This window comes from Microbacterium sp. NPDC080005 (assembly GCF_040702445.1).
Classification (GTDB): Bacteria; Actinomycetota; Actinomycetes; order Actinomycetales; family Microbacteriaceae; genus Microbacterium; species Microbacterium oleivorans_D.
Map to the genome: position 1 here is coordinate 256,906 of NZ_JBFBLD010000002.1, position 19,464 is coordinate 276,369.

Annotated in this window: 15 protein-coding genes; 7 read left to right on the forward strand and 8 right to left on the reverse strand. The window is 71.3% G+C overall.

All coding sequences use genetic code 11. The annotated features are described in order from the left end of the window. Positions 1-235 precede the first annotated feature (235 nt). From AB0259_RS08155 to AB0259_RS08165, 3 genes are read left to right on the forward strand one after another with little or no spacing between them, the layout of a single operon-like run. Positions 236-1,873 carry an ABC-F family ATP-binding cassette domain-containing protein gene (locus tag AB0259_RS08155; protein WP_366222413.1) on the forward strand — a complete coding sequence of 546 codons (1,638 nt, stop codon included), beginning with the start codon at positions 236-238 and terminating at the stop codon, positions 1,871-1,873. 59 nt (positions 1,874-1,932) lie between these two features. Next, positions 1,933-6,630 (forward strand): ATP-dependent helicase, encoded by a 4,698-nt coding sequence (locus AB0259_RS08160; protein WP_366222411.1) that lies wholly within the window; start codon positions 1,933-1,935, stop codon positions 6,628-6,630. Positions 6,631-6,639: 9 nt separating this feature from the next. Beyond that, on the forward strand, positions 6,640-7,413 hold the full coding sequence (locus AB0259_RS08165; RefSeq protein ID WP_251578153.1) for a DNA-formamidopyrimidine glycosylase family protein: 774 nt from the start codon (positions 6,640-6,642) through the stop codon (positions 7,411-7,413). An 11-nt stretch (positions 7,414-7,424) separates the two neighbouring features. On the opposite strand, the gene AB0259_RS08170 is transcribed toward AB0259_RS08165, so the two are convergent. Beyond that, on the reverse strand, positions 7,425-7,724 hold the full coding sequence (locus AB0259_RS08170) for an antibiotic biosynthesis monooxygenase (RefSeq protein WP_251578152.1): 300 nt from the start codon (positions 7,722-7,724) through the stop codon (positions 7,425-7,427). Next, a complete protein-coding gene (locus AB0259_RS08175) occupies positions 7,724-8,389 on the reverse strand; it encodes a YitT family protein (RefSeq protein WP_251578150.1) in 666 nt (221 codons plus the stop codon). The genes AB0259_RS08170 and AB0259_RS08175 overlap by 1 nt, the downstream gene beginning before the upstream one ends. Before the next feature lie 96 nt (positions 8,390-8,485). Here AB0259_RS08175 and AB0259_RS08180 point away from each other — a divergent pair, with 96 nt between their 5' ends. The 4 genes from AB0259_RS08180 (at position 8,486) to AB0259_RS08195 (ending at position 10,961) form a co-directional block, all read left to right on the forward strand. Continuing rightward, complete coding sequence (locus AB0259_RS08180) at positions 8,486-8,893, forward strand: transferase (RefSeq protein ID WP_251578148.1); 408 nt, start codon at positions 8,486-8,488, stop codon at positions 8,891-8,893. A 66-nt stretch (positions 8,894-8,959) separates the two neighbouring features. After that, on the forward strand, positions 8,960-9,478 hold the full coding sequence (locus tag AB0259_RS08185) for a thermonuclease family protein (RefSeq protein ID WP_251578146.1): 519 nt from the start codon (positions 8,960-8,962) through the stop codon (positions 9,476-9,478). A gap of 25 nt (positions 9,479-9,503) precedes the next feature. Then, positions 9,504-10,193 (forward strand): LysR substrate-binding domain-containing protein, encoded by a 690-nt coding sequence (locus AB0259_RS08190; RefSeq protein WP_251578144.1) that lies wholly within the window; start codon positions 9,504-9,506, stop codon positions 10,191-10,193. Positions 10,194-10,235: 42 nt separating this feature from the next. Then, a complete protein-coding gene (locus AB0259_RS08195) occupies positions 10,236-10,961 on the forward strand; it encodes a GMP synthase (protein ID WP_366222409.1) in 726 nt (241 codons plus the stop codon). A gap of 89 nt (positions 10,962-11,050) precedes the next feature. On the opposite strand, the gene AB0259_RS08200 is transcribed toward AB0259_RS08195, so the two are convergent. The 6 genes from AB0259_RS08200 to AB0259_RS08225 all read right to left on the reverse strand — a co-directional run bounded on the left by AB0259_RS08200 (position 11,051) and on the right by AB0259_RS08225 (position 19,457). Beyond that, positions 11,051-11,872 (reverse strand): tryptophan-rich sensory protein, encoded by an 822-nt coding sequence (locus tag AB0259_RS08200; RefSeq protein ID WP_251578140.1) that lies wholly within the window; start codon positions 11,870-11,872, stop codon positions 11,051-11,053. 76 nt (positions 11,873-11,948) lie between these two features. Then, a complete protein-coding gene (gene treZ, locus AB0259_RS08205; RefSeq protein WP_251578138.1) occupies positions 11,949-13,667 on the reverse strand; it encodes a malto-oligosyltrehalose trehalohydrolase in 1,719 nt (572 codons plus the stop codon). Further along, a complete protein-coding gene (gene treY / locus AB0259_RS08210) occupies positions 13,664-16,012 on the reverse strand; it encodes a malto-oligosyltrehalose synthase (protein ID WP_366222406.1) in 2,349 nt (782 codons plus the stop codon). The genes treZ and treY overlap by 4 nt, the downstream gene beginning before the upstream one ends. Further along, the gene (glgX, locus tag AB0259_RS08215; RefSeq protein WP_366222404.1) at positions 16,012-18,222 is read right to left on the reverse strand and encodes a glycogen debranching protein GlgX; all 2,211 of its coding nucleotides are present in this window, start codon (positions 18,220-18,222) and stop codon (positions 16,012-16,014) included. Before glgX ends, treY begins: the two co-directional genes overlap by 1 nt. Positions 18,223-18,291: 69 nt before the next feature. Next, positions 18,292-18,768 (reverse strand): glutaminase, encoded by a 477-nt coding sequence (locus AB0259_RS08220; protein ID WP_366222403.1) that lies wholly within the window; start codon positions 18,766-18,768, stop codon positions 18,292-18,294. Between the two features lie 5 nt (positions 18,769-18,773). Then, on the reverse strand, positions 18,774-19,457 hold the full coding sequence (locus tag AB0259_RS08225) for a GTP pyrophosphokinase family protein (RefSeq protein ID WP_251578130.1): 684 nt from the start codon (positions 19,455-19,457) through the stop codon (positions 18,774-18,776). Positions 19,458-19,464 lie beyond the last annotated feature (7 nt).

A 19,464-nucleotide genomic window follows, 5' to 3' on the forward strand; every position in this document is an offset into this window, starting at 1 on the left:
CCCGAGTGTGAGGAAGAGCCGTTGAAGGCTGTCGACGCGATCGCGCTGTGATCCCGCGCTGACCCGTCGACCCTCCTCGAGGACGATTCCGACGGTCCGCCCGGTGATCGATTCACCGACCGGCGCGGACCGTCCTCCTTCGACCGCAGCACCCTCCCGCTGCACGGATGCATGAAGCGCTGCACCCGGATCGTCGACGCAGGCGTCCGCGCACCCCCATCGCAGGGAGGCGCTCATGCCCACCACTCTCACCTCCGCGGTCATCCTCGACCGCATCACCTACACCTGGCCCGACGGGACCGTCGCACTGAGCGATGTGTCCGGCGCCTTCGGTGTTGGCCGGACCGGCCTCGTCGGTCGGAACGGCAGCGGCAAGTCGACGCTGCTCAGGCTCATCGCGGGAACCCTCACCCCGGCATCCGGGTCGATCTCGACCGCCGGCCGTGTCGACCTGCTGCCGCAGCAGCTCACGCTCGACACCGGCCGCCGCGTCGCCGAGCTGCTGGGCATCGCACCCGTGCTCGACGCCGTCCGGGCGATCGAGCGCGGCGACGTCGACGAGCGGCACTTCGACACGGTCGGCGACGACTGGGACGTCGAGGCGCGCGCGACGGCCGCCCTCGCCGAGGTCGGCCTGCCGGACGGAGCGCTCGACCGCCGCGTGGGCGAACTGTCCGGCGGCGAGGCGGTGCTCGCCGCGCTCGTCGGCGTCCGTCTGCGTGGGGCGGAGATCGCCCTGCTCGACGAGCCGACGAACAACCTCGACCGGGATGCCCGGGCCCGCGTGCACGAGCTCGTGCGCGGATGGCGGGGCGCTCTGATCGTGGTCAGCCACGACGTCACGCTGCTCGAGGAACTCGACGACACCGCCGAGCTCTACGAGCACGAGCTGTCGGTGTTCGGCGGGCCCTACTCGGCCTGGCGCACCTGGCTCGACAGCGAGCAGGCGGCTGCCGTGCAGGCGGAGACAGCCGCGCGGCAGCTGCTCCGGCGCGAGAAGCGCGATCGACAGCAGGTCGAGTCGGCGATCGCCATGCGGAACGCGCACGGCAAGAAGCTCGCCGCGAAGAAGGCTGCGCCGAAGATCGTGCTGGGCGCGATGAAACGGTCGGCCGAGGTCACCGCCGGCAAACTGCGTGTCGAGGCGAACGAGAAAGTCGAGGCCGCCCGGACCGCCGTCGACACCGCCGGCAGGCGCGTGCGCGACGACGACACGGTGCACATCGACCTGCCCGACCCCGGCGTCGGCACCGGCCGCCGCATCGCGACGATCGGCGACGGCGAGCGGTCCTGGACCATCCAGGGACCCGAGCGCGTGGCGCTCGTCGGACCGAACGGCGCGGGGAAGACGACCTTGCTCGAGCGGCTCGTCGCCTCGGGGGCGCCCGATGCGACCGGTGCACGGGCGAGAGCGGGGCAGGGCGCGGACGACCGGGGTCCGGGACGCGCCGAGGCGCACACCGACCGGCTCGGGTACCTGTCGCAGCGGGTCGACGGCCTCGACGAGGCAGCGTCGGTGCTGGCGAACGTCCGCGCCGGAGCGCCCGGGGTCGGGGACGTCGAACTGCGGAACCGGCTCGCCCGATTCCTCATCCGCGGCGACACCGTGCTGCGGCCGGTGTCGGCGCTGTCGGGCGGCGAGCGGTTCCGCGTCGCGCTCGCCCGGCTGCTGCTCGCCGACCCGGCGCCGCACCTGCTGGTGCTCGACGAGCCGACGAACAACCTCGACCTCGACACGGTCGACCAGCTCGTCGACGCGATCTCGGCCTATCGCGGCGCCGTGCTCGTGGTCAGCCACGACGACGCGTTCTTGGAGCGGATCGGTCCGGACCTGACGCTGGAGCTGCGGGACCGGCGGATGACGGAGCTCTGACGTACGGGCCGGGGCGCAAGCCCCGGCCCGATGTCGGTGGTCCGCGTGATGATAGGAGGATGGCGGACGTCCTCGAACGGTTCAGCCCTGCGACGCAGGACTGGTTCCGAGGCGCCTTCCACGCCCCGACCGCTGCGCAGGCCGGCGCCTGGCAGGCGATCTCGGCGGGCAAGCACGCCCTCGTGGTCGCCCCCACCGGTTCAGGCAAGACACTGTCGGCCTTCCTCTGGGCGCTCGACCGGATCTTCCGCGACCGCGTCGCCGAGGCCCCGCCTGCCCATGACGAGAAGCCGAAGAAGAAACGAGCGGATGCCGCGTCCCCCCGCACCCGCGTCCTGTACGTCTCCCCCCTCAAGGCCCTCGGCGTCGACGTCGAGCGCAACCTCCGTTCGCCGCTGGTGGGCATCGGCCAGTCGGCGCGCCGCCTGGGGATACCGGCACCGGACGTCACCGTCGGCGTCCGCTCGGGCGACACACCCTCCGCCGACCGTCGCCGCCTCCTCGCGGATCCGCCGGACATCCTCATCACGACACCCGAGTCGCTGTATCTGATGCTGACCTCCCAGGCGGCTGAGACGCTGCGCGGCATCCACACGGTCATCGTCGACGAGGTCCACGCCGTCGCCGCGACCAAGCGGGGCGCCCACCTCGCCGTCAGCCTCGAACGGCTCGACGCGCTGCTCGACACTCCCGCACAGCGGATCGGACTGTCGGCGACGGTGCGTCCGATCGACGAGGTGGCCCGCTTCCTCGGCGGTGCGGCCCCGGTCGACATCGTCGCCCCGAAGGCGAGCAAGGCCTTCGACCTGTCGGTCGTCGTGCCGATCGACGACCTCACGAACCCGCCTCCCCCGCCCGGTGCCCCTGAGGAGGAGGAGCCCGTCGCGGCCGACGACGATGACGGCGACGGCGACGGCGCCAACTGGTACACGCCGCCGCAGTCGTCGGAGATGACGGGGTCGGTGTGGCCGCACGTCGAGGAGGCGATCGTCGACCGCATCCTCGCGCACCGCTCGACGATCGTGTTCTCGAACTCCCGCCGGCTCGCGGAGCGGCTGACCGGCCGCCTGAACGAGATCTACGCGGAGCGCGTCGGCATCGACGTGCCCGAGCAGACCGTTCCCGCAGCGATGATGGCCCAGGCGGGCTCGTCGGCGGGTGTCGAGGCGATCCTCGCGAAGGCGCACCACGGTTCGGTGTCGAAGGAGCAGCGCGCGCAGGTCGAGGACGAGCTGAAGTCCGGCGCCCTCCGCTGCGTCGTGGCGACGAGCAGCCTCGAGCTCGGCATCGACATGGGCGCCGTCGACCTCGTGATCCAGGTCGAGGCGCCGCCCTCGGCGGCATCCGGTCTGCAGCGCGTCGGACGCGCGGGGCACCAGGTCGGCGAGGTGAGCCGCGCCGCGCTCTTCCCGAAGCACCGCGGCGACGTCCTGCACACGGCGGTCGTGACCGAGCGGATGCTGGCGGGACAGATCGAGGCGATCGCGGTCCCGCAGAACCCGCTCGACATCCTCGCGCAGCAGACGATCGCGGCCTCCGCCGTGGCCGTCCTCGACGTCGAGGGCTGGTTCGAGACCGTCAAGCGGTCGGCCCCTTTCCGCTCTCTGCCCCGTTCGGCGTATGAGGCGACGCTGGACCTGCTCGCGGGACGCTATCCCTCCGACGCGTTCGCAGAGCTGCGCCCGCGTGTCGTCTGGGATCGGGATGCCGGAACGATCACCGGCCGACCGGGAGCGCAGCGGATCGCGGTGACCAGCGGCGGCACGATCCCCGACCGCGGGCTGTTCGGGGTGTTCATCTCGGGCGAGAGCCGCAACGCGCGTGTCGGCGAGCTCGACGAGGAGATGGTCTACGAGTCCCGTGTCGGCGACGTCTTCACGCTGGGCACGACCAGTTGGCGGATCGTCGAGATCACCCACGACCGCGTCAACGTCCTGCCGGCCTACGGACAGCCCGGCAAGCTCCCGTTCTGGCACGGCGACGGCCTCGGCCGCCCCGCCGAGCTCGGCGAGGCACTCGGGAAGTTCTCCCGCGAGCTGTCGACGGCGAAGCCCGAGAAGGCGACGGAACGCCTGCGCGAGTCGGGGCTCGACGACAACGCGATCGGGAACCTGCTCGCCTACATCGGCGAGCAGCGCGAGGCGACCGGCAGCCTTCCGACCGACAGGACACTGACCGTCGAGCGCTCACGGGACGAGGTCGGCGACTGGCGCGTCATCCTCCATTCCCCGTACGGCATGCACGTGCACGCGCCGTGGGCGCTTGCGGTCAACGCGCGCATCCGGGAGCGACTGGGCGTGGAGGGGGCGGCGGTCGCGAGCGACGACGGCATCATCGCGCGCGTGCCCGACACCGATGCCGAGCCACCGGGCGCCGAGCTCTTCGTCTTCGACGCGGACGAGCTCGAACAGCTCGTGACCTCGGAGGTCGGCGGTTCCGCGTTGTTCGCGTCGCGCTTCCGCGAGTGCGCCGCGCGGGCACTGCTCCTGCCGCGCCTGAACCCGAACAAGCGGTCGCCGCTCTGGCAGCAGCGCCAGCGCTCCGCGCAGCTGCTCGAGGTCGCCAAGGAGCACCCGACCTTCCCGATCATCCTCGAGACCCTCCGCGAGGTGCTGCAGGACGTCTACGACCTGCCCGCCCTGCTGCGCATCGCACGGAGCATCGCGGACCGCCGCATCCGCCTCGTCGAGACGACGACGAGCTCACCGTCGCCGTATGCGCGCGATCTGCTCTTCGGATATGTCGGCGCGTTCATGTACGAGGGCGATTCCCCCCTCGCCGAGCGTCGGGCGGCCGCCCTGTCGGTCGATCCGGCGCTGCTGAGCGAGCTGCTCGGCAAGATCGAGATGCGCGAGCTGCTCGATCCCGGCGTCATCGAGCAGTACGAGCGCGAGCTGCAGCGACTCGATCCGACGCGACGGGTCCGGGGTGTGGAGGGGGTCGCCGACCTGCTGCGCCTTCTCGGCCCGCTGTCTGGCGCGGAGGTCGCCGAGCGCCTCGAGGGCCTCTCGGCAGACCCTGATGCGCCCGCACCCGCGGCGACCGAGGCGGATGCCACCGCGCTGCTCGACGAGCTCGTCGAGGCACGCCGCGCCATCCGGGTCACGTTCGGCGGCGTGGCCCGTGTCGCCGGCATCGAGGACGCCGGGCGCCTGCGCGACGCGCTGGGCGCCGCGCTGCCCGTCGGCATCCCGACCGCCTTCCTCGAACCCGTCGCCGACCCGCTCGCCGACCTCGTCGCGCGGTACGCCCGCACCCACGGCCCGTTCCGCACGTCCGACGTCGCTTCACGACTCGGGGTCGGCGCCGCCGTCGCCCGGCAGACGCTGCAGCGGCTCGAGGCGCAGGGCCGCCTCGCGAGCGGCTTCTTCCTGCCCGCGGACTCCGCCCACACCGACGACCTGGAATGGTGCGACAGCGAGGTCCTGCGGCGGATCCGGATGCGGTCGCTCGCCGCGATCCGCGGAAGTGTCGAGCCCGTCGCACCCGAGGCGCTCGGCCGCTTCCTGCCGGTCTGGCAGCACCTGACGCGACCGCTCGAGGGTGTCGACGGCGTCCTCGCCGTCGTCGAGCAGCTCGCGGGTGTGCCGCTCCCGGCCAGCGCGTGGGAATCGCTCATCCTGCCCTCGCGCGTCCGCGACTACTCCCCCGCGCTGCTCGACGAGCTCACCGCGACCGGCGAGGTCCTGTGGTCGGGTCACGGATCGCTCCCCGGCCGGGACGGCTGGATCGCCCTGCACCCGGCGGACATGGCCTCCCTCACCCTCCCCGCCCCGGAGGACGAGCCGACGCCCTTCGAGCAGTCGATCCTCGACGCGCTGGGCGCCGGCGGTGCGTATTTCGCCTCGCAGCTCGCCGCGATGGTCGCATCGCCGAACGAACAGTCCGTCATCGACGCCCTGTGGAACCTCACCTGGTCGGGGCGGGTCACGAACGACACCTTCGCGCCGGTCCGCGGGCTGCTGGGAGGCGGGTCTCAGGCTCACCGCGTGACCCGCCGTACGCCGCGCACGCGGATGTTCCGCGGCACCCCGATCGCCGCGGCAGCACGCCCCGCCCCGCAGCGGCCCGCCATGGTGGGCGGTCGGTGGTCGCTGCTCCCGGCGCCCGACACCGACGCGACGTTGCGGGCGACCGCCGCGGCGGGCCTGCTGCTCGAGCGCTACGGCGTCGTCACCCGCGGGTCGGTGCAGTCCGAGGGCGTGCCAGGAGGGTTCGCGCAGGTCTACCGGATCCTCGCCGGATTCGAGGATGCCGGGCACTGCCGCCGCGGCTACTTCGTCGAGAAGCTGGGCGCCGCCCAGTTCGCCACCTCCGCCACCGTCGACCGGCTGCGCGAGTTCGCCTCCGTGCCCGAGCCGGCTCCCCTCACCGCCCGCACCCTCGCGGCGACAGACCCGGCCAACCCGTACGGGGCCGCGCTGAACTGGCCCTCCCTCGAGGGCGTGAACCACCGCCCCGGCCGCAAGGCGGGCGGACTCGTCGTCCTCGTGGACGGCGCCCTCGTGCTCTACCTCGAACGCGGCGGGCGCACCGCGCTCGCCTTCACGGACGACGAGGACGTGCTCGCCGCAGCCGCCCGCAGCCTCGTCGAGACGTCCCGGGCGCGCAAGCTCGACACCCTCACGATCGAGCAGGTGAGCGGCGCCTTCGTCTATACGACCGCCGCCGGCCGGGCGCTGCGCGACGCCGGCTTCGTCGAGGCCCCGAAGGGCCTCACGCTGCGGCGCGGCGCCCGCGAGCCGCAGCGGGCGTAGGGAGGCCGAATGCCCGAGGGCGACACCGTCTTCCGCGCCGCGCGAAAGCTCCACGAGGCACTCGCGGGTCACGAGGTGACCCGATTCGAGGTGCGCGTCCCGCGCAGTGCCACCGTGGACCTGCGCGGCGAGACGGTGCGCGAGGTCGTCCCCCGCGGCAAGCACCTGCTCATGCGCATCGGCGGGCAGACCCTGCACTCGCATCTCAAGATGGAGGGCCGCTGGCACGTCTACCGCCCGGGACAGAAGTGGCGCGCGCCCGCCTTCCAGGCGCGCGCGATCGTCGGCACGAGGCCCGCGGATGCCGTCGGCTTCGAACTCGCCATGGTCGAGGTCCTGCCGACCGCCGATGAAGGCCGCGTGGTCGGTCATCTCGGGCCGGACCCGCTCGCCGCGGACTGGGATGCCGCCGAGGCGGTCCGCCGGGTCTCCGCCGACGAGCGCGCCATCCACGTCGCGCTCCTCGACCAGCGGAACGTCGCCGGGTTCGGGAACGAGTACGCCAACGAGCTGCTGTTCGTGCGCGGCATCCGTCCCACCGCCCTCGCCCGCGACGTGGACGTGGCAGGGATCATCGACACCGGGGTGCGGATGATCCGCGCCAACCGCGACCGGCAGGGGCGGACCTTCACGGGTGACAACCGCCCCGGCAAGCAGACGTGGGTCTACGGGCGCGGCGGCAAGCCGTGCCGTCGGTGCGGCACCCTCATCCAGGGCTCCGAGCTCGGCGCCCGTGCGACCAGCGAGCGGGTCGTCTTCTGGTGTCCCGTCTGCCAGCCGTGACCCGGTGAGGCTCACTCCTCGGGCGGCAGCCCTTCGATGCGGTAGCGCCGTTCGATGCCCGCCGTCGCGCGACCCCACTCGCTCTCGACCGTGCGGCGTTGGTGCTCCCGGAACGCCTGCGCGTCGGTGAAGAGCTCCTCAACCGACCAGGCGCGACCTCCGCCGAGCGGCGTGATCTCGAAGAGCAGGCACCCGGGTTCGGCCCGCGTGCGCTCGATGTGCGCGTCGAGGTGGCGACGCACGGCATCCGCCTCTTCCTGCGTGTGACAGATCATCCGGCCGGACAGGCGGACTCCTCCGATGTCGACCATCAGTGACCGATGTACCGGCCGGGCCGGTGGTTGAGGGCGAGCACGAGATTCAGCACGACGGCCCCCGCAGCGCTGAGCAGGACGTTCTGCCACGGGACGACGAGGAGGGCGAGCAGGATGACGAGGACATCGAAGACCATCATGGTCCACCCGACGCGGATGCCGGTCGCATCCTGGATGATCAGCGCCACGACGTTGACGCCGCCGAGGCTGGCGCCGTGGCGGAAGACGATGAGCAGCCCGATGCCGGCGAGCAGGTTCCCGGCGACGGTGCCGAAGATCGGGTCGATGCGCTCGACGACGAAGAAGTGCTCGATGAGCACCGAGAACCCCGAGACGGCGCCGATGCAGACCAGGGTGCGGAGCGCGAAGTCCCAGCCGCGCTTCCAGACGGCGAGGACGCCGAAAGGCAGGTTGACCACCGCGAACAAGGCCCAGAAGGGCCACGAGACCGCATAGTTCAGCAAGAGCGAGAGGCCCGCGGTTCCGCCGGTGACCGCGGTGCTGAGGTGCAGCAGGAACAGGCCGAGCGAGACGGTGAAAGTGCCCGTCGCCAACCCCACGACGTCGTCGAGCCATGAATGCGGGGCGGCCTTCTGCTCGAACACGAGCGACGGACCTGTCTCGGGGGCGTCGGAGTCGATCGGGTCTGCGGGCACGGTCACCGAATCAGGTTACCCAGCGGAGGTCAACCCCATGATTTCGGCGCTGTCGGGGGAATGAAATGCCTTGTGGGACGTTGTATCCGTCAAGGAGGACCCGTGGGCAAAAACTACATCGACATCGAGAACGACCGAGGCGAGACGCTGCGCTACCGCAAGCACGCCAACGGCCGTGGCTTGATCGCGAACGGAGCCAAGGTGCACCCGAGCGCGGTCGTCGAAACGGGCGCCTACGTCGAACCCGGAGCGCAGATCGCTGCGGGGGCGCGGATCGGACGCGGCGTCTGGATCGAACCCGACGCCATGATCGGCCCGAATGCCGAGATCGCGCCTCACGCGCACATCGGCCCGGGAGCCGCGATCGGCGCAGGCGCGAAGATCGGCGTGCGCTGCTTCGTCGGAGCCGGCGCCCGAGTGGCGAGCGAATCGCTGATCGGCGACGACGAGAGCATCGGCGACGGCGAACGAGTGGCCACCGACCGTCGCGGACTGCGTCTGGCAGCCTGACATGATCACACGACCCGACCCTCACCGGTCGGGTCGTCTGTCGTCGGGTGCGGTTAGCCTCGGCGGGTGAGTGTTCGCCGTCCCCGTCGCCTTCTCCCCGCGGTGGTGGTCGTCGTTCTGCTGATCCTGGGGTTCTGGGTCGCGTCGTCCGCCCTCCCCGCCGAGGACCCTGCCGGCGTTCCCGAGGGTGCCGTCTCCTACACCGTCGAGCGGATCGTCGACGGCGACACGATCGTCGTGCGGGACGGCGGAGCCTCGGTCCGCGTCCGCCTGATCGGCATCGACACCCCCGAGGCCCGGCCCGAGCCGGAGTGCGGAGCGGATGCCGCGACCACCCGGCTGCGCGAGCTCGCCCCCGACGGGAGCCGGCTCTGGATGACCGCGGATCGTGAACCCGTCGATCGGTACGACCGGGAGCTGCGCTACCTGTGGACTGCCGACGGCGTCTTCGTGAACGAGGCGCTCGTCGCGGAGGGGCACGCCGAGACCCTGCGCATCCCCCCGAACACGCGGTACGCGACGGTGTTCGCCGACGCCGAGCGGACGGCGAAGGCGGAGCGGCTCGGCCGGTGGGGATCGTGCTGAGGCCCGCGCGGCTACGCTGACAGGCATGGCGACACGCGGAGGACCCCAGCGCAGGGGCGCCCGTCCCGCACCGTCGCGGCAGCGCCCGAAGCCCCAGCCCGCTCCTGCACCGCCGCCGCCCCCGGCGGGCCCGTTCCGGCTGGGAGCCGTCGCCGGCGCGACACCCGGCAAGTGGATCGACGTGTGGAAGACGCGGATGCCGCGCACGCCGCTCGAGCTCGTCCCCCTGCTCGGGGCGGAGCAGCGCGCCGCGTTCGTGCGCGGCGAGGTCGACGCCGCGATCGTGCGCCTGCCGATCGATCGGGACGGGCTGCATGTGATCCCGCTCTACGAGGAGACGACCGTCGTCGTGTGCGCGGTCGACTCCCACCTGACCGCGGCGGACGAGCTCACCTCCGAAGACCTCGCCGGCGAGGTGCGGATCGTCCCGCTCGACGATGTGCTGGCCTTCGACGTGCCGGGCACCGAGGCGCCGCGTTTCGCGCCGCCCGAGACGACGGGTCAGGCGATCGAGACCGTCGCCACCGGCGTCGGGATCGTGGTCGTGCCCATGTCGCTCGCGCGCCTGCATCACCGCAAGGACGTGACGTTCCGGCCGCTCGCCGGAGCCCCGGCATCCGCTGTCGCCCTCGCCTGGCCCGCCGACGCGACGACCGAGCTCGTCGACGTGTTCGTGGGCATCGTCCGGGGCCGCACCGCGAACTCCTCGCGCTGACACACGACGTTCCGCTTCCGACCGGGCATTTAGACTGGGGGGATGGCTCCGCTCGTCTACCTCTGCGTGCGCCCGCAGGTGGATGCCGCGGACGGCGAGTACGCGTCGTTCCAGCACGCGATGGGCGTCGACGACGCGGGCCTCGAGCGCTGGAACCTGGTCGAGGACGCTCTTCCCGACGACGCCTTCGATCGCTGGCGCGGGTTCGTCGTCGGCGGGAGCCCGTTCAACACGACGGACGCCGACGACACCAAACCCGTCGAGCAGCGGCGGATCGAGACGGGACTCGGCGCCGTCGCTCGGGCGGCTGCGTCCGGCCGGACGACCGCGCTCTTCACCTGTTTCGGGATCGGCGTCGCGTCGCGCGCGCTGGGCGGCGAGGTGACGCGGGACTATCCGGAGGGGACGGGGCCCACCGGCATCCGCCTCACCGAGGAGGGGCGACGCGATCCGCTGTTCGGCGACCTGGCCGCGGAGTTCAGCGCGCTGACGGCGCACAAGGAGGGCATCTCGCGGTTGCCCGAGGGAGCCGTGCTGCTGGCGACGAACCACGACTGCCCCGTGCAGGCGTACCGGCTCGGTCATCGGCTCTACGCGACGCAGTTCCACCCGGAGGCGACCGGCGTCGCCTTCACCGAGCGCATGACGATCTACCGCAACCACGGCTACTTCGACGCGAACGACTTCGACGCCGTCGCCGCACGCGTTCTCGCCGCAGACCTCGACGAGCCGCAGCGCCTGCTCCGCCGCTTCGCCGCGTCGTTCTGACCGGGTCGCGCGACGTCCGCACGACGGCTGGTGCCGGTGTGCACCCCCGAGCCGCGTGAGACGACACCGGCCCCGCCAGTCGTGCGACGTCAGGCGCGGGCGAGGGCGAGTTCGCCGCGTCGTCCGCGGATCCAGAGTGCGATCGGGACGAGCACGACGACGGCGGCCGCGACGAAGGCCGCGATGGCGATCGGGGTGGACTGCGGCTCGCTCGCGGTGCGGGCGACGCCGATCCAGAGCAGCCCCCACGCCGAGGCGAGAGCCGGTGCGAGGCGGCCGCCGGTGCCGATCGCGCTGGCCGCGGCGACGAGGGCGACGACGATCAGGACGGCGACCCCCCACGCATTCGCGGCCTGACCCCACGACTCGGGGGCGACCTCTGCCGCCAGCCAGGCCGTCATGTTGGCGACCGTCGCGACCGTGACCCACCCGAGGTGGAGCCCGACGGTGACGTCGGTGAAGAACGTCTCGGCCACCGTCCGCGGCGGGCTCAGGACGAGCAGACGCATGGTCCAGCCGAGCGCGGCGAGAAGCGCGGCGATCGTGACGACGGTGAGCAGGAGCGTGGTGTACTGCGCCGCGAGCAGCCACAGACCGTTGAGGACGGCGGTCAGCGCGATCGGGTAGCCGACGCGACGCTGGCGCTCGCTGCCGCGCTGCGAGGGCAGCGCCTGCCACACCGTGTACGCGATCATGAAGGTGTAGATGACGCTCCAGATCGAGAACGCCGAGCTCGCCGGCGCGAGCACGGTCGAGGTCGCGGAGAGCGCACCGCCCTGCAGATCCTGCACCGGGGTGCCGCCGAAGACGCCCGAGCCGAACAGCGCGGCGATGATCATGAAGGTCACCGCCGAGATGACGACGACCTGGCGCGTGAGGTCGGAGGAGCGGGTTGCGGTGGAGCTCGTCATCGCGTCACGGTACGTCGCGACGACGCGGCGCAGCGAGCTCTTGACAGTCGGATGCCGGGGCGCAGGCGCCGCAGCATCACTCCCCGATGACGACGGCCGAATCCGGCGCGACGACCAGCCGGTCGCCCTCGTGCCCCGGCTCCGCGGAGGCGATCCAGACCTCGCCGCCGGGGACATCCCACGGCTCCGACGACAGGTTCACGACCACGCGGGCCCCGCCTCGCCGCAGCACGTAGCGGTGACCCGACGCGGTCGGGAGCACCTCGGCATCCCGCCCACCCGGACCCGGGTGCGTCAGCTCCGGTCGCGAGCGCCGCAGATCGGCCAACCGCCGGTACAGATCCAGCAGGCGCGCGTGGTCACCGACCTCGGCCTCCGACCAGTCCAGCTTCGACCGCTCGAAGGTCGCGGGGTCGTTCGGATGCGGCACGACGGACTCGTCCCAGCCCATCTTCACGAACTCCTCGATGCGTCCCTTCGCGGTCGCCTCGGCGAGTTCGGGTTCCGGGTGCGACGTGAAGAACTGCCACGGCGTGGACGCACCCCACTCCTCCCCCATGAACAGCATCGGCGTCCCCGGCGCCGTCAGCGTCAGCACCGCCGCCACCGCCAGACGATCCGTCGACAGCGTCGCCGTCAGGCGATCTCCGGCCGCGCGGTTGCCGATCTGATCGTGATCCTGGGCGTAGGTGACGAGCCGCCAGGATGCCGACTGCTCGGGCACCGGCTTGCCGTGGTCGCGCTCGCGGAACGACGAGTACGTCCCATCGTGGAAGAAGCCCTTCGTCCACACCTTCGGCAGCGCCTGCGGGTCGGCGAAGTCCTCGTAGTATCCGACCGCCTCGCCCGTCAGCGCGACGTGCACCGCGTGATGCCAGTCGTCCGACCACTGCGCGGTGAGGCCGTACCCGTCCGCCTCTCGCGGCAGGAACATCACCGGATCGTTCATGTCGCTCTCGGCGATGAGCGTCAACGGCCGCCCGACGTGCGCGCTCAGCGCGTCCGTCCGCTCGGCGATCTCCTGCAGGATGTGCGTCGGCTGCGCGCCCGACTCGTGCAGGGCGTGCACGGCATCCAGCCGCAGACCGTCGACGTGGAAGTCCCGCATCCACATCAGTGCGTTGTCGACGATGAAGGAGCGCACCGCCGCCTCGTCGAGGTTGAGGCTGTCGCCCCACGTGTTCCGCGACCCGTCACGCAGGTACGGGCCGTACTCGGGCAGGTAGTTGCCGCTCGGGCCCAGGTGGTTGTAGACGACGTCCTGGATCACCGCGAGGCCCGCGGCATGTGCGGCATCCACGAAGCGCTGATACGCGGCGGGGCCCCCGTAGGTCTCCTGCACGGCGTACCAGAGCACGCCGTCATAGCCCCAGTTGTGCGTGCCGTTGAAGGCGTTCACCGGGAGCAGCTCGATGTGCGTGACGCCGATGTCGATCAGGTGGTCGAAGCGATCGATCGCGGCATCCAACGTCCCCTCGGGGGTGAAGGTCCCGAGGTGGAGCTCGTAGATCAGCCCGCCGGCGAGCTGCCTCCCGGTCCACGCCTGATCCGTCCACGAGAAGGATCCCGCGTCGAACCACGCCGACGCCTCGTGCACCCCGCGAGGCTGCCGACGCGACCGCGGATCCGGCCGCAGGTCGTCGCCGTCACCGAGGACGAAGCCGTACTCGTCGCCGTCCGCGAGTGCGACGTCGGCCCGCCACCATCCGTCGCCCGCCGCCGTCAGCGCGACGTCTTGCGCTCCGGGACGGCGCAGCCGCACCCGCTCGACGCGCGGAGCCCAGACCTCGATCACGATGCGTTCCCCTCGATGTCGTCCGCCGGCGCCAGCAGCGCGACGGGATAGGTGTCCAGCAGATCCGCGAGGCGCACACGCCCGCCCTCGATGCGCCGGCCGGTGAGCACGTCGACCAGCCCTTCAGCACGGGTCAGCAGTTCGGTGTCACCCCAGCCACCCCGGCGAGCCAGTCCCGCGGGCAGGCGGGTCGCCACGGCGACGACGCCGCCGCGGTCGAACGCGACAGCGTGCTCGGCCGCCTCCCCCGCCGCCGCCATCGGCGTGTAGCGGGTGAACAGCTCGGGATGATCGCGCTTCAGCCGCAGCGCACGGGAGACGACGAGGAGCTTCGCCGCACCGGAGCCGTCGATCGGCGGCATCCATCCCTCATCGAGCCGCGCCAGCAGCCGGCGCCGCTCGGCGAAGTCCACCTCCCGACGGTTGTCGGGGTCGACGAGCGAGTGGTCCCACAGCTCGGTGCCCTGGTAGACGTCCGGAACGCCCGGGCCCGCCAGCTGCAGCAGCTTGAGCGACAGCGAGTTCGACCGACCGAACTGCGCGATCTCGTCGACGAACCCGTCCACGATCGGCCGGGCGTCGCCGAAGGCGGCGTCGACGAGGTCGTGCATCTTCTCCTCGAACGCCTCGTCGGGCTCCGACCAGGTCGTGCTGACCCCGGCTTCACGAGACGCCTTCTCGGCGTAGGCGTGCAGTCGCTCCCGCGAGGCGGGCCAGGCACCGACGATCGCCTGCCACAGCAGGTTGTCGAAGGGTCCGTCGCCGGTCGACGAGACCTCGCGCAGCGCGCCCAGCACCTGGGTCCACCGCTCCGGCATCTCGGCCAGCACCGACAACCGCGCACGCACGTCCTCGCTGCGCTTCGTGTCGTGCGTCGAGAGCGAGGTCATCGCCGCCGGCCACGCCGCCTGACGGTGAGCGGATGCCGCATGGAACCCGCCGGCGTCGACCGCCCACTCCGTTGGGTCGCCGCCCACCTCGGTGAGCGTGCCCAGCCGCGTGAAGCGGTAGAAGGTCGTGTCCTCGACGCCCTTCGCCATCACCGGACCGGTCGTCTGCATGAACCGGCGCGTGAACTCCGCCTCGGGCGCCGCGACGAGCCGGGCGGAGATCGCCTCGAACGCCTCCGCCAGCTCGGGTCGTCGCGACGACGCGAGCGCGACCGCGGCGTCGACCTCTTCGGCCCCAGCCGGAAGGTAGGCGCGGTACACCGGGAACGCCGCCAGCAGCTCGGCGAGCGCGTCGAGCCACTGCTCGTCGTTCGCGCCGCCGCGCTCCTCCGCGGGGACGAGCGCCGCGAGTCGCAGCACCTCGGCGTGCAGCCCGTCGGTCGCCCAGGCGAGCTTCGCCTCGTGCATCATGTCCGCGTAGTCGACGGCCTTCCCGTCCCGCAGCCGGGTGTCGAGGGCGGTCAGCCCCTCCTCCCCGGCGGGGTCGATCAGCACGCGGTCGAGGACCGCCATTGCGTCATACCCCGTCGTGCCCTCCGTCGCCCACCAGGCGGGCAGCTCCTCACCGTGCTCGAGGATCTTCTCCACGAGCACGTAGGCGCCGCCGGTGGCGTCCGCGAGCAGGTCGAGGTACCCGCCCGGGTCGGACAGGCCGTCCGGGTGGTCGACACGCAGGCCGTCGGCGAGGCCGTCGGTGATCCACCGCACGATCTCGACGTGAGAGGCGTCGAAGACCGCCGGGTCCTCGACGCGCACCCCGGCGAGCGTCGTGACGGCGAAGAAGCGCCGGTAGTTCAGCTCCGCGTCGCCGCGCCGCCAGAACAGCAGCTCGTAGTGCTGCCGTTCGAGGACGTCGCGCACGTCGCCGGCGCCCGTCCCCTCCGCGAGCGGGAACTCGTGGTCGAAGTAGCGCACGACCCCGGCCGCGGCGTCGATCTCGATCTCGCCGTCGTCGATCGCCTGATCGAGTTCGCGCCCCAGGATGGGCAGCCGCAGTCGTCCGCCGAGCGCCCAGTTGACGTCGAACGCGGCAGCGTGCGGCGACTCCTGACCACGGCGGAGCACGTCCCACCACCACGGGTTCTCGCGGGGATCGGAGACGCCTTGGTGGTTGGGCACGATGTCGATGAGGATGCCGAGGCCCGCCGCGCGGGCCGCCTCCGCGAACCGCTGCAGACCGTCCGGTCCGCCCCGCTCCGGGTCGACGACGGTCGGGTCGGTCACGTCGTACCCGTGGTCCGAGCCGCTCGTCGCCTGCAGGAGCGGCGACAGGTACGCCCAGTCGACGCCGAGGTCGCGCAGGTAGTCGGTGATCTCGGCCGCGGCATCCAGGTCGAATGCCTTGCGGATCTGCAGCCGGTACGTGGACCGGGGTGCGTTCTCGCGCCCGGGCATCAGTGGGGCAGCTCGATCTGCGGCGCCTCGGCCGGGATCACATCGACGGCGCCGGTCAGGGCGGCGAGCGAGGCGGCGACAGAGGGATCGGGTTCGACCGTCTCCTCCTCGTGGTCGCGCAGCACCACGAGCGCGCGCCCCCCGACCGAGACGGTTCCGCCCGGGTCGACGATCGGCGCGTCCGCCGCACCGCCGGCGGTGTCGACGATGATCTCCCACCGCGGGCTCGCCGATGCCGTCGGCACCGTGAAGTCGATCGCCTCGTCGCCCGCGTTGAAGAACACGAAGAAGTGCCGGTCGTGGATCTCCTCACCGCGGCGGTCCCGCTCGCGGATGCCGTCGCCGTTGAGGAACACGCCGACCGCACGGCCGAAGCCGCTGTCCCAGTCCTCGGGCTGCATCTCGGAGCCGTCGGGGCGGATCCACGCGATGTCGGGGAGCGGTGCCCCCTCCTCGCGGCGCACCGGACGGCCGTCGAAGAAGCGGCGACGACGGAACGTCGGGTGATCCCGGCGCAGGCGTGCGAGCACCGAGGTGAACTCGATGAGCGGCTGGTCGATCGAGGTCCAGTCGATCCAGGTCAGCTCGTTGTCCTGCGCGTATCCGTTGTTGTTGCCGTTCTGCGTGCGGCCGAGCTCATCGCCGTGCGAGATCATCGGCACGCCCTGGCTCAGGAGCATCGTCGCGAGGAAGTTCCGCTGCTGACGCGCCCGCACACGCAGGATGTCGGGGTCGTCGGTCGGGCCTTCGACGCCGTGGTTGTACGAGCGGTTGTGCGATTCGCCGTCGTTGTTGTCCTCGCCGTTGGCCTCGTTGTGCTTCTCGTTGTAAGAGACGAGGTCGCGCAGGGTGAACCCGTCGTGCGCGGTGACGAAGTTGATGGATGCCACCGGCCACCGGCCGTCCTGCTCGTACAGGTCCGCCGAGCCCGTGAGGCGCAGCGCGAACTCGCCGAGAGTCGACGGCTCACCGCGCCAGAAGTCGCGGACGGTGTCGCGGTACTTTCCGTTCCACTCCGTCCACTGCGGCGGGAAGTTGCCGACCTGGTAGCCGCCGGGGCCGATGTCCCACGGCTCGGCGATCAGCTTGACCTGGCTGACCACCGGATCCTGCTGCACGAGCTCGAAGAACGCCGACAGGCGATCGACGTCGTAGAACTCGCGGGCGAGGGTCGAGGCGAGGTCGAAGCGGAACCCGTCGACGTGCATCTCGAGCACCCAGTAGCGAAGCGAATCCATGATGAGCTGCAGCGTGTGCGGGTTGCCGACGTTGAGGCTGTTGCCCGTGCCGGTGTAATCCGTGTAGTACCGCTTGTCGTCGTCCTCGAGCCGGTAGTAGGCGAGGTTGTCGATGCCGCGCATCGAGAGGGTGGGGCCCATGTGGTTGCCCTCGGCGGTGTGGTTGTAGACGACGTCGAGGATGACCTCGATGCCCGCCGCGTGCAGCGCGCGCACCATCGCCTTGAACTCCTGCACCTGCTGGCCGACGCCGCCGGCAGCCGAGTACGTGTTCTGCGGTGCGAAGAAGGCGATCGTGTTGTATCCCCAGTAGTTGGAGAGGCCCTTCTCCTGCAGCGTCGAGTCGTTCACGAACTGGTGCACCGGCATGAGCTCGAGGGCCGTGACGCCGATCTTCTTGAGGTGCTCGATGACGACCGGGTGCGCGATCGCGCTGTACGTGCCGCGGATGTCCTCGGGGATGTCGGGGTGCGTCATCGTGAGCCCCTTGACGTGGGCTTCGTAGATGACGCTCTCGGCGTACGGCGTCTTCGGCTGGCGGTCGCCCTGCCAGTCGAAGTAGGGGTTCACGACGACGCCCTTCATCATGGCGGCGGCGGAGTCGTTGTCGTTCGTCGAGTCGGGGTCGCCGAACGTGTAGCTGAAGACCGACTGGTCCCATTCGATCTGGCCGTCGACGGCCTTCGCGTACGGGTCGAGCAGCAGCTTGTTCGGGTTGAACCGCTGACCGTTCTCGGGGTCGTACGGGCCGTGGACGCGATAGCCGTAGCGCTGCCCCGGCTGCACGGACGGCAGGTAGGCGTGCCAGACGAAGGCGTCCACGTCGATGAGCTCGACGCGGGTCTCCTCGCCGCTCTCGTCGAACAGGCAGAGCTCGACCTTCTCAGCGCACTCGCTGAACAGGGCGAAGTTCGTCCCATTGCCGTCGAAGGTCGCTCCCAGGGGGTAAGCGGAACCGGGCCAAACCTGCATGCGTACTCCCGTGTTAGGTGGAAGGCCACAGTACCCAGGCGAGGTTTTCGGCTCGGGGCCCTTGACAGGTCAGCGCAGCGACAGCATGTCGTCGAGATAGTCCGCGAGCGGCCGCGTCGGCCCCGTCGTGCTCCACGCGACGTGGGGCACGCCGTCCACGAGCGACAGGATGCCGGAGCTCTCCCCGCGGTCGACGGCTGCGGCATCCATCTCGGTCCACCCCAGGTGCAGCACCTCGCCCTCGGCGAAACCGCCGCGGAAGGCCGCCGCCGCCCGCTCCGACCGTGCTCGCTGCGCCTCGGCGGTGTACCCGCGGACCGCATCGTGCCGGGCCCGCAGCACCTCGCCGGTCGCGAACACGCGGTCGTCTCCGATCAGCAGGACGCCGACGTGCCAGGCCTCGGTCATCGGGAGGATGCGCGGGGCACGACCGAGTCCAAGGATGCGGCGGTTCGCCGCCCAGTCGCCGAGTCGCTCCCGCGGCGAGCCGGCGAGCCGCGCGCGCGCCGCATCGAGCAGGCCGACCGTGGTCACGGCATCCGTCATCGTCGTCAGACGAGGCGGGTCGCCGTCGACGCAGCGCCGCCGCGGATCTGCTGGTGCAGCCGCGCCATGCGCGCGTCGAGCTCGGCGGCCGCGTCGGCGGCGTCCTTCAGCTGACCCAGGAGGTGCTCCGGCACCTGTCGCTCGTACTTGTAGTAGATCTTGTGCTCGAGGCTCGCCCAGAAGTCCATCGCGATGGTGCGGAACTGCACTTCGACCGGCACGTCCACGCGCCCCGTCGACAGGTACACGGGCACCTCGAGGATCGTGTGCAGGCTCTTGTAGCCGTTGCCCTTTGGCGTCGCGATGTAGTCCTCGACCTCGCGCACCGTGATGTCGTCCTGAGCCGTGAGCAGGTCGAACAGCCGATAGACGTCGCTGACGAAGCTGCAGGTGATGCGGATGCCGGCGATGTCGGTGATGTGCGCGCGCACGGAGTCGAAATCGGGCTCGATGCCCCGACGCTGGATCTTCTCGACGATGCTGTCGGGCGACTTCACCCGACTCGAGACGTGTTCGATCGGGTTGTAGTCGTGCATCTCATGGAACTCCTCGCGGAGGATCGAGATCTTCGTCTCGATCTCCTGCAGCCCGAACCGGTACTCCATGAGGAACCGCTGGAACTCGTCGCGCATCGCTCGGAGGGAGGACGCCGACACCGTGATCTGCTGCTCGTCGAGCGGAGTGGACATGCTGCGA